Origin of the sequence: Caballeronia arationis (assembly GCF_001544975.2) — a bacterium.
Lineage (GTDB): Bacteria > Pseudomonadota > Gammaproteobacteria > Burkholderiales > Burkholderiaceae > Caballeronia > Caballeronia arationis.
Genome location: NZ_FCOG02000170.1, coordinates 1 through 10909 on the forward strand (window position 1 = coordinate 1; position 10909 = coordinate 10909).

Consider the following 10909-nt stretch of genomic DNA (forward strand, 5'->3'; position numbering starts at 1 on the left):
CTGGGCTTTATGTCACCCCATGAAGCCCGTCACGCAGCCACCATGAAAGAGGCCGCCTGAGTTGCAAACCCGTGTCCAGACAATCCGAGCCGGTACAGATGGCCCAAAAATGAATCTTGAGTCAGAGAATTGCCAGAATGAGATGTTGAATGCAGCCCGGAAGGAGAGAAAAAGAGTCGCCGTATTTCTTGTGAACGGCATAAAACTCGTCGGGTTCATCGAGTCGTATGACCGATATCTCATAATCCTGAGTTCAACGGCGGGAAGCCAAGCGGTCTACAAGCACGCCATCTCGACCATTCAGGAAGACACCGGCAAGGCGCGCGAGGCCGCGAGCGAGCGAACGCGCTCGGCGCCGTCGCGCAGCGGAGGCGTGCAGCGAACGACGGACATCTCGCACAAACGGCGGCGGACGACTGACTAGCAGTAGGCCGGGGCCGTTGTCACCGCTTTGTCATAACTAGGGTCTATTCTTTACAAATCGCATACACGGCTTTGCGTGGGACGGATTATGTGCGCCGGAGGATTCGCGTTCGCTAGCCTGGCTAGCATGCTCTTCGCCTCGGCGACCCACACGGCAGACATCACGGGCGCGGGCAGCACGTTTGCAGCCCCAGGGCGTATGTGAAGCAAAATCGTATGACGTTCGCGGCGATGAAGAACGTGGCGGGTACGGTGGTTTCCCAACACAGACACCTTCAACGCGGCGGCAGGTGCCGACTGGTCCAAATCGTTCTACCAGATTCTGACCAACGAGCCTGGCAAGGATGCGTGGCCCGTTGTCGGTGCGACTTTTGTCTTGCTGCACATGAGGCAGGACAAGCCCGAACATGGCCGAGAAACGCTGAAATTTTTTGATTGGGCGTTCAAGAACGGAGAGCAGGCGGCGCAAAGTCTTGACGACATCACCCTTCCCAGTTCCGTCGTTACCGAAATTCGCTCGCGATGGCGCGTCAAAATAAAGGATGCGGTCGGGAAACCGCTTGCCGAGTAACCTTAGCAAGTGAATGCATGCGCGGGGAATTCTCAGCGTAAATGAAACCGAGAGCGTAGATGACACAATCAAATTTTGACGAAACAGTCCGGTCAATCGCAGCGGACACGCACACGTTGCCCGAGGCCGTAACAAAGATGTACACGGATACCATCGAAGAATTCTCGCAAGACGCAAGAGTGCTCGATTACGTCACGCTTTTGGCGGCAAGGCGAGTGCGAGCAAATCTGGAAAGTGCGCCTGCAGCCGTTACCCTGTAACGGACCTTGGTATTTTGTAACTGGCAGTGGGGCCGCGCACGTCTCGCGGCGTCGGGCTATCTCAGCCGGTGCAGCGCTTCGCTCACAGAACCTTCCTCGGTACGTGGATTCTAGTCCTCCTGCACTCTACTTCACGACGCCGACGCGTCGACTCGACCGGCTGATGCCAAGTTTCACGCAATGGTACTGCCGCGTCGTTGCCAGAAAATTTGCCCGCAGCTAGCCCTGTGGCGTTCTATGCTTCCCTTGGGAGCTTCTGTCATCTTCGAAGCGCGCCATCCCCTCGATGAAGGCCGCACCATCCAGCGCCGGCGACTACAAATTGCTGGATGAGGGTATCGCTTCAATGACCGAAACGAGTCCCGGCGCGGTGACAACGCCGGCGTCCGACGACTGCTGCCGAATCAGCTGTGAAGTTGGGACTTCAATACGCGGGCAATGCGCGATATCGTTGAGCGACGAGAAACAGCCGGACACTTTCGGAGTCTCGCATGAGCGACAAAGGGTTTTCGATTCTCGTCCTTTCTGCCAAAAACAGCGCACGCAGCCTGATGGCCGAAGCGTTGTTCAACGTGCTGGGCAAAGGTCGGTTTCGGGCGTACAGCGCTGGCAGCCTGCCCAGCGGCCAAGTGAACCCTTTCGCCATCGAACGATGCGAGGCGCTTGGCTATGACCTCTCGCAACTGCGGAGCAAGAGCTGGGATGAATTCGCGACCAACGACGCGCCGCACATGGATTTTGTTATCACGGTTTGCGACCACGCTGCGGAGAAGGTCTGCCCGATTTGGCCAGGCCATACGATGACAGCGCATTGGGGGTTCGAGGACCCGACCGCATTCGAGGGCGATGAAGATGAGAAGCGGCGAGTCTTCGACAGGGTCTATCGACAGATTCTCAACCGCGTTGGGCAGTTTGTGAATCTGCCTTTAAATGTCCTGGACCGTAACGCCATCCATCGCGAGATGCGAGCAATTGGCGCTACGACCGCTGTGGAAACGAACGAGCCCAAATCACAGCCCGATTCCGGCGACGTGTCGGGCGGTCAGACTTCTTGAGGCCTGCTTGACCGACTGGTCGCACGACTTATCGCTACGGATTTCGAACCTCTAAGTCTTGGCCGTCCAGGTTTCGGTTTTTGGTACACAGCCATCACTGCTATTCGCGGGTCGACTCAACCGGCTCGACGGGCGACCAATTGTCGACGATAGACCGGTAGGCCTAGATTGGAATCGTGGTCGAGTAATGCTAGCAGCGGCAGTCGCGGCAACGCCGCGGCCTGCGCAGCCCTCGAAAATCCGTTCATGCTCAAAGCGTTGCCGCCGTACTGCGCAGGATATCCACAGCTTTGCCAACAGAATCTGTGGATAACCCGGCGCGGCATGCAGCCAAAGCTAGGCTTTTCAGGGGCGATATTGCTGACGGTGTCTGCAACGCGTACGGTAGTATGCGCCGGTGCCGACCTCCACAGGCACCTTAGTCTTTCAGGTTTTGGCGGGGCTGCCCGCTTTCATAGGTTCGATGCCCCCATCGTGGCAACCAGCGTTTTGATTGGTGTGGAATCCAGCATCCGAAGGCCTGCGCGGAGCAGTTCGCTTTTCTTCACGTGTAGGCCGTTTGCCAGGTATTTCTGCTTGAGGGCTGCGATTCTTGCGTGGTCTGACTTGGGCATTGTGACGCTGTCGCGGACCACTTTATCGTTCTTAAGTCGTTTCGAATTCGCTTCAGGCGTCGGCTTTGCCGAGACACCACCTCCCGCCTCTAGATTTGCCTGCGGGAGCGACGCGTCGGTCTGCTCGTCGCTACGAACGCTTGATTTCGCGGACTGTGCGGACTTCTTGGTTTTGTCTTTGGTAGAACGCTGCGTTTTCGGAAAGTGAAAGGCCCTTCTTGGTAGGGGCCTTAATTTGGGGCGTAGTCATAGACACTCATCCGGAACAAAAAAGAGTATATACCGTTTCGGTCACGCGAAAGACAGAGCCTCAAAGGCGATGCAGTTTTAAAGTATGTAACTAATGATTATCAAAATATCTGACGAAATAAAAACAAAATACCGATAGATGATTTCAATTGGAACGCGAACGATTGTGCGAGTTAAATCGCGTCTCTTGGACGTCGTCCACTCTCAAGATGGAGCATTCAAATGGCTCACCCGAACATAGAGGAAGTCGTACGAGCTATTGCAGAGGACACGCAGGCGTCGCTCGACACTGTTTCCAAGGGATATTCAGACGTATTGGCGCAGTTTGAAAGAAGACGCGCGGATTCACGACTTCATTCCATTGTTTGTCGCGAAACGGGTTCGCGAACAACTAAAAGGCGATTTTGCGTAGGCGCTAGGTACGGCCAGACGCGCTTTTGATGACGCCCCCCGCGCGCGGGCGTTCCAGTCGCTTCTGCGAGAAAACGAGCAACGAGCCGCCCGAAGGTCGACTTTCCACGCCGGCTTCGGGTATGGTCCACGCCCCTATAATGAAGCGCGAATACGATGGAAACAAGCTGCGGCGACCTGACCACGGTCGAGATTGAACTCAATGGAGTCCGGGTGCGGGGACGCTACCGCGTCATGGGTAAAACGGTCGTCGTCTACTTCGACGAAAAAATCAAATTCGTCGACTATGGGATGGACAGACCCGAGACTGTCGCAAAATGGCTCCTCTCTGACTTGTCCCGAGCGAAGCCCCGGAAGCAGAGGATGTGGTAACAGCATACGGACGGAAAGATGGAGCTGCGCCCGCTGGCAATAACACTGCTGTAAACATAGCGTCGATTGGACCTTTGCAAGAGTTGCTTTGTTTTTCCCGTCTCTCACAGGCTTTGTTTTTCCCGTCTCTCACAGCGGACTCCTTCTTGCATCGACTCTGGCTACGAAACGCCACTTCCCGGTGCATCAGAATTCCGGTCCGAAACGACCACATGTCTCGGTACGTTTATGCGTACAACGGTGACTCACGAAGAGGAACACCATATGACCGACAGAGCACAAGTTGAGAGCACATCTGTTCAAACGGCGGAGACAGAATTCGGCAAGTACGCGACGCCCTTGGTCCATGAAGCGATAACGCAAGCGTCCACACTCGATGCGGACCCGGATGCCGAGGTCCTACATAAGCTTCGCGTGGCATTAAGACGCCTGCGCACGCTACTGTGGGCTTACCGCCCAATGCTGGACAAAGACTTTGACAACCAACAGCGCGCGATATACAAGTTTCTCGCAAGCGCAGCCGGCGATACTCGCGACTGGGACATTCTGATGGAGCTGCTGACCGAACTTGGCGAGCCAAAGCTGGCGGGGGCGCTTCAGCAGAGCCGCGATGCCGCTCTGAAAACCAGTCGAGAAACGCTTTCACATGCAAGTATCAAGAATGTCCTCCACGACGCAGTGAGCGAGGCAAACAAAGAGCTAAACACGGCACCTCAGCGCACGCCTCTGAAGAAGTTCGCATGCAAGCGAGTAGCCGCAGCCGAAGAGCAACTGAGGAAGCGTATGAAGCGCGCTTCGCGAGCGAAGCGTTCAGACTACGCGCTGTTCCATGGGGTACGCAAAGCTGGAAAGAAAGTTCGTTACCTTCTAGAGTTTTTTGAGCCCTTGCTCGAGAAGAAGCAGCGAAAGGGCATGAAGAAGTTGAAGCTTCTGCAAAAGCGATTCGGCGCGCTTAATGACGTCGTAGCAAGTCGCGAACTGTTGCAGAGCAATCTTGGTTCGATACCGGATGAAAAGACAGCTAGGAGAGCAATTCAGTCGCTCAAGAAGGAGAAAAAGCGACGGGCCAAGGCCGCTGCGAAGATGCTATGACGACTGCCTTTGAGGCTAGCCCGTTGGGGCATAGCTGCTGCCTAGACAACGCTGGCGCTAGCTTGCCGGATTTTGATAAGTGCTCGGCAGCCTCACCGTGCTTGCGAACTGCCGACAAGTCAATATGTGAGAGCGCGCCATATGCCCGTCAAGGGCGCTAAGATGAATTCTTGATTAAACACGATAACTCATTGAGCAGACTTCCGCTGGCTTGATATATCCACCTTGGCGGCAGGATGTATTAGACCAACCATAGCCACGGTCGAATTTCGGCCGACGCTGCGTGGTGTTGAACCGCGGCCACTCGCCTGCGAGATAGAATCACCTTCCCGTATGCAACGGGCCCTGACAAGGATTTGGATTGCCGAACTGCTAGCAATGCGTGGGAGGCAAAATGCATTTCTCCAAGAGACGGTCCAGCAATCGAGGGGCGTGGGTTGCGCTTCACGCAAAGGAACGAGTGAGTCAACGGTCTACTTTCTCGGCAACGTCTGTTCGAGAAATGGTGGACGCAGGTCGATGGGTGCCACTCGGGGAGGGTGAGCCCAACCGGCGTTTTTGCCTTGTCTATAGTAAATCGGACGACCGCTGTTTCGTCGTCGTGCAAGACATCGGCAATTGGGCCGTCGTGACCGTTCTGCCACTCTGGATGTGGAACAACGGCGCTTTGTCGGAAAGGTCGCCGCAGGCAGACGAGGCTCGAAGGTTGGCGCTCGAACCACAGTCACGCGAATCAAAACGAGAAAAAATCAGATACCAGTCCCGACGACGCCCGACCGGTCTGTTCAGGCGTAGACGATAAGTCTGCCAAAAGAGCGATGACGCGCGCCACGCACGACGGCCATCACCGCGCGCCTTTACGGCCGCTTCATCAAAACATCGCGCAGCCAAGCGTGCCTGGAGGCGATGTTCTAGTTGCCGGAAGTCTCTCCACGTCGCCACTCAACATGACGAGCCTGGCTCATCAATGAACTCCGAGACAACGAGGGCAGACGGCCGGGGTCGTGGTGGCTCCCGTTTCGACGCACACAGACAGCGGTCGCGCTGCAGGTCACCTTGCGCGAAATCATTGCGTTTCACGTTGCTGAAGAAATCGTGACCCCTACTGCGGAGGAACCCGGGTCGGCACAAGTGTGGCGAATTACTCAATCCGAATTCGAGTGGCCGACGGAAGACGGCGTCAGGCTAAGCGACGTTATTAGGCATCAGTCGCGACGATAAGGAACGAGCGACGTGTTCGAGGCTCCTTCTCGCGCCAAGCCTTAGGGGATGAATCTGACGGATGCACGGAAGTGCGCATCTCACGCGCTCGGCGACCGCGCCATCGCGCCAATTTTTGCCCCCGAGGTGTTGGGCGCGGAGAAAAGCGCGTGCTCGCGCGCGCTATCAGGCCGGCATGGGGTCTTTGAATAGTCGCTGCACGAAGTTTTGCCGCGCGAGAAGTCTCTGCTTGCACCGCCTCTGTCACCGCCAAGACCACTTCCCATGAAAGAGCGTCTTCCCGATTCGCATCCTCCAGTTCCGCGAGAAACTCATGCCAAAATTTATTACCTCTGTAGGACCGACCGGGACCGCGCACGGACCGCAACCTCGCCAATAAGGCCGCCGTGCGCGCGGCCTCAACTCGCGCTGCTTTCTTGAGCGCCCGAGAATGACCCCAAACGCCGCCTCGCCTGCTGACAAATGACGCGACGATGAAGGCCAGCATCGTAACGACGACAAGTGCCTGATTGCTCTGGAGCAAATTTTCGTATGCCATGCAGTCACCTTGGGCTAGCTAGGCTAAGTTTTTGTTGCAAATCAAAAATAGATTCGAGAACGGCTTTCTAGGCGACGGAAAGGACCTCAGGTTGGATGACGAATCGTTCCTACGAGGCGGAGTGGTGTCTTCGATTTTTGTTGCCGTGCAGCGAAGCCTTATTCTCAAGTGGCACGCGGCGAAGTCAAGAGGCGCTGAGGCGCGCGTCCAACGCGTGCAACGCGGATGCCACGATGGTCGCGGCGGGTTGATGATTTCTAACGAAAATCCCGATATCCTACATCGCCGTGCTTCCAGACCTCAAGAACCGTTATCGAGTGGTAGCAGGCGATAGGGCTTTGCGCGCTCCACCACGCTGCCACCATTCTTTGACTCGAATCTGACGCATTCGTTACATACGCTCTCAAGGTTGCCCGACAAACGGTCAGCACGCATCGCGCGCTTTCACATGGAGAGAGACATTTCGACGAAATGCATCGCGTTTTCAAACAATGATGTAATGCGCAACGAGTCCTGGGGGTCAGCTATCCTCTTCAGCAACGCGCCCGCGTCGGACGCGCCTGTCTTCTTGCTGATGGGCACCTCGTGCGTTAGTGCCTGGGGATAGGCGCCTGCCTCGTGGTCCGCCCGCTCTTGCCGGCGTTCGGGTCGCCGCGAAACCCCGCCATGGCGGGGAGCGACTCGCCCTGTGGCTCGACGCTATGAATGTTTGCCGATTCGGCCGGAATCCGCCGGACGTCGCAGCCAACTCAATCCTCAAGCTTATGCGCAAACGTACAGGCCACCTAGTCCCTGTCGAGTGACCTCACGACCGCCTTGCCGGCGCTGCTCGTCGAAGCCAGCAAGGATGGCGGAAACTGCTACGCTGCCCTGTACGAGCGGCATTACAAGGAACTTCGCACCGCATCGGCAACAAGCGACTGCATCTGATTCTGTCGAATACTTTCGACAGCGACAGTGGCGACCCGGACAAGGAGAACAAGCCGGCACGGGCTGCGCTCCACCATTCCGGTGTGGATGTCCTCGACCGCATCCTTCCCGATGGCAGTCACATCGGACACAATAAGTTCATGCTTTATCTGAACAGCAAAAGCGAACCCACTGCGGTGCTGACGGCCTCCATCAACTGGACGTCCACGGGTCTCTGCGCCCAGACCAACAACAGCCTGCTTGGTAACGCAGAATTTGCGTCGGCTAACTCTAATCGTCCCGACTTTACAAACGCCTGCGGCACTGCGGCCCAGTCATAAGCCTTGTCGTCGAGTGGCGGTAGGACAGCGCCGCCGAGTTGCTCTGTGTCGTGCCCAACTGGTCCTCATCCAATCGATTGCAGTCCACCGGACAAGCGCAGTCGCTCGCCTTTCCTCCTTCTAGGGGCTACCGTGTAACGGGCCGTTCATCTCGGCCAGAACGGCGGGCTTGTCGGCTATAGGCGCGGCTATGGGAAATCCCGCTGTACTGAAGTCGGCAGCGACGAGGAAGACGAAAGCGAGGGTTGACCCAGGTCTGGTGTCTGAGGCGCCCGCAGCCCTTCGGGCCGACATCAAGGACACAAGTCGCAAAAACGCTCGCATCGGGGTCGTTGAGGCGGCTGCCTTCGGCGGCAGACTTTTGACTTTCACGGAAACGCCGGTCGGATGTCGCGCGAAGGAAGTGCGCGCTACGCGTGAGCAAGCTCACGACGTCAGTTCCCTCGGAGCCGCGGCTTGTGTAAGGGACGCTCGCCGCTCGACGACGTCCGCCCATGGCTTAAGCGGCGTCCCGCTCGGCCGGAGCCGACGCCTTTTCGTCCGAAGAGGATTCGTCGCCCGAATCATCGGCCGGTTGTGCGTTGGCAGCTTTGACACTGCAACACAACACTCGATGATACTGCAGGCCGGCTTGCGAACAGAGATGCTGCCCGAGGACGTATCGCTTCAGGGTTGTATGCGTTCGCGCGGTTTTCATCGCGCATTCGACTTGCTGCAGAGTTGTTTCGATGGGCAGAATGAGCGCTTCGTCAACCTGAAGGTTGATAAGCAACGCAGCGATGGAGTCGGGAGTGATGATTGCCTCCAAGGAATCCATACAGCAAGTCGGACATCGGTCAAAAAATTCACTTTTGGCCGAACGTGCTTTCTAATGAGAGCTTTCCCTATTTTTACAGCGGGCTCCCTTCTGTGTGGTGAAGCTCGCCGTGCAGTGCGTCTCTCATTCTCATAGGCTACTGCCGCCGAAGATTGAGCGCAATCGGGTTTTCGCAAACGCCATAATTTTATTTTGGACAATCTGTCAGATTTACCTTTGACGTCACTTGCGCGTAGCAAAAGACATTGCAAGGTGGGTTCAGCTAACCGTCGACAATGCGGTTTGGTCGTCGCTTAAGTCTCAAGCGGTTTGAGCCGCGTCGGCTGCATGGCCTGAGTTGAGCGATTGGTTCGTGCCGGCGCTCGATGGAGCGTTTTCCTTCAAGTCCTGTCTTTCCGGCGGACTATGGCGCCTGCGGAAAGCCGCGCAGACATTCATTCACGACGTTCAATCATAGGTGTGTCATCCCGGGAGTTAGGAATTTTAAGAACCGCGCGGTTCAGCTGATTTCAAAACCGTCATCATGCGTTCGACAGCGGTGAACAAACATCGATGCGGGACACCGCACGTTGTTTTTCGGAGTAGTCTATCGTAGCGATTGCGCAGACCCGCAACACTGGGCATCTAAGGCCAGCGTTACTCCTCGGCCAAAGTGCCAGCGAGGGCAGGCACATGACCGGATGGCATATCGATGCAGCAGGATGTGAGTATGGCGTTTGGAGCCCCAAGCGGTTGCTGACTCACGTCAGCTGCCGCCGGATTTTGGTAGCTCATTCGGATAGGGCCGTCGGCGACTCCCTTGCCCTGCTGTTTGGCATCAAAGGTTTCGCGGCAATACACGGGCATGACATGTCGACCACCGGCGCCATCGTTCGAGCATGGCAGCCCCAGGCCGTCTTGTTTGACACCCGGCTGGTGCCTCTCGGACAGTCCTCGTTCATCAGGGGCTTGCACGATGCACCTGAAAACGAATCAAGGCTATTGCTCGCAATGAGCGGGGCCGCCCAGTTTGAACGCGTTGAGACACTGCGGAGACAAGGATTCGATGGATACTGTCGGCAGCCCTGCCCGCTTTGGCACCTCGCAGAATTGCTCTCAGCTTTCTTTGCGCCGCTCGGCGAAGCGTAGCCTGGCAAAGCCATGACGCTGCCGGCTCTGCTCGAAATTTCGAGATGAACCGCCCCGGCGACACGAGATAAGAAGGTTCCCCGATTCACAGCTCCGGCTATTGACTGCCAAGCATCATCGGTGCCGACTATACACGAGCGGTTCGTACTCTATGCCTGGCAGTTGCATCGCAAGTGGATTTGCGCGAATCAGGCTGCCTACGCTTTCTGACTCTAATGAACGAAGGGGCTGTTGACTTTCCACGCCAGGTCGACGCTATTGTCGACAGCCTGAAGAACAGCTCTGGTCCCACGGACGCGTTTCGTTTTTCCGTTCGAGGTGTTCGCCGCTACACTCGCCTCAGCGAGCTAACCCTCAAGGTGAGGGGACTCGGGCTGCGGGCCTCGTTCACTACGACGACCGCAGGCCGCGCTAAATGCCCCGGAAAGCTGGAGCGGCTCTCGTCTAGTCTTGAGGCCCAACCCACGTGACACGACAGAGTGACGTGGAAAATTTGGAAGAGTCCAAAACGTTGTGCCGTCTGAGGCGTCGGACTATTATCGAGACGGGCAGCGTGGCCGAGCCCTGCCTGTGGTCACATCCCTGCACGCTAGCCTTTTCAAGGGGCCGCGATGTCGCAAATTCAGCACGTCTTCGTTCTCATGCTCGAGAACCGCTCCTACGACACCATCTTTGGTCTGTCGAATTTCACTGGCACGTCGCCCGGCGGCGGTGCGACAAACGCCATCGGACTGCCCGCTCCGCCGATTATCAATTTCGGCCGAACTGGTGCCTCTTATCAGCTGGGCCACCGCTCACCCTACGCGCTGGGCTTTGACCCGGGGCACGAGTTTTCTGACATCGCTGTGCAATTGTGTGGCCTCGCCGTCGCGAGTGCCGACGCTGTCAGGAACGACACGCTGGTGCTC

The 10909-nt window shown here is 56.8% G+C and carries 7 protein-coding genes and 2 pseudogenes; 8 read left to right on the top strand and 1 reads right to left on the bottom strand.

The window, feature by feature from the left end:
* Positions 1–109: 109 nt before the first annotated feature.
* The 7 genes and pseudogenes from hfq (at position 110) to AWB81_RS45250 (ending at position 8056) form a co-directional block, all read left to right on the top strand.
* Positions 110–424 carry an RNA chaperone Hfq gene (gene hfq / locus AWB81_RS37355; RefSeq protein ID WP_087135455.1) on the top strand — a complete coding sequence of 105 codons (315 nt, stop codon included), beginning with the start codon at positions 110–112 and terminating at the stop codon, positions 422–424.
* Between the two features lie 194 nt (positions 425–618).
* A pseudogene (locus tag AWB81_RS37360) lies at positions 619–994 on the top strand (type 2 periplasmic-binding domain-containing protein); the annotation flags it as partial.
* 59 nt (positions 995–1053) lie between these two features.
* Positions 1054–1254, top strand: coding sequence for a DUF3562 domain-containing protein (locus AWB81_RS37365; RefSeq protein ID WP_062643002.1), 201 nt, complete (start codon positions 1054–1056; stop codon positions 1252–1254).
* Between the two features lie 491 nt (positions 1255–1745).
* Positions 1746–2309, top strand: a complete 564-nt coding sequence (locus AWB81_RS37370) for an arsenate reductase ArsC (RefSeq protein WP_062643004.1) — start codon at positions 1746–1748, stop codon at positions 2307–2309.
* 1188 nt (positions 2310–3497) lie between these two features.
* Positions 3498–3584, top strand: a complete 87-nt coding sequence (locus tag AWB81_RS48590; RefSeq protein ID WP_327373200.1) for a DUF3562 domain-containing protein — start codon at positions 3498–3500, stop codon at positions 3582–3584.
* A gap of 635 nt (positions 3585–4219) precedes the next feature.
* Positions 4220–5047 carry a CHAD domain-containing protein gene (locus AWB81_RS37390; RefSeq protein WP_062643011.1) on the top strand — a complete coding sequence of 276 codons (828 nt, stop codon included), beginning with the start codon at positions 4220–4222 and terminating at the stop codon, positions 5045–5047.
* A 2772-nt stretch (positions 5048–7819) separates the two neighbouring features.
* Positions 7820–8056 carry a phospholipase D-like domain-containing protein gene (locus tag AWB81_RS45250; protein ID WP_144444304.1) on the top strand — a complete coding sequence of 79 codons (237 nt, stop codon included), beginning with the start codon at positions 7820–7822 and terminating at the stop codon, positions 8054–8056.
* A 499-nt stretch (positions 8057–8555) separates the two neighbouring features.
* Here AWB81_RS45250 and AWB81_RS37395 read toward each other — a convergent pair whose 3' ends face one another.
* On the bottom strand, positions 8556–8864 hold the full coding sequence (locus AWB81_RS37395) for a hypothetical protein (RefSeq protein WP_143753613.1): 309 nt from the start codon (positions 8862–8864) through the stop codon (positions 8556–8558).
* Positions 8865–10612: 1748 nt separating this feature from the next.
* Here AWB81_RS37395 and AWB81_RS37405 point away from each other — a divergent pair.
* Positions 10613–10909: pseudogene (locus tag AWB81_RS37405) on the top strand (hypothetical protein); the annotation flags it as partial.

Excerpts from the sequence above, each read along its gene's own strand:
- AWB81_RS37365 (WP_062643002.1), top strand. The coding sequence starts at position 1,054 with ATGACACAATCAAATTTTGACGAAACAGTCCGGTCAATCGCAGCGGAC.
- AWB81_RS37390 (WP_062643011.1), top strand. The coding sequence starts at position 4,220 with ATGACCGACAGAGCACAAGTTGAGAGCACATCTGTTCAAACGGCGGAG.
- hfq (WP_087135455.1), top strand. The coding sequence starts at position 110 with ATGAATCTTGAGTCAGAGAATTGCCAGAATGAGATGTTGAATGCAGCC.
- AWB81_RS37370 (WP_062643004.1), top strand. The coding sequence starts at position 1,746 with ATGAGCGACAAAGGGTTTTCGATTCTCGTCCTTTCTGCCAAAAACAGC.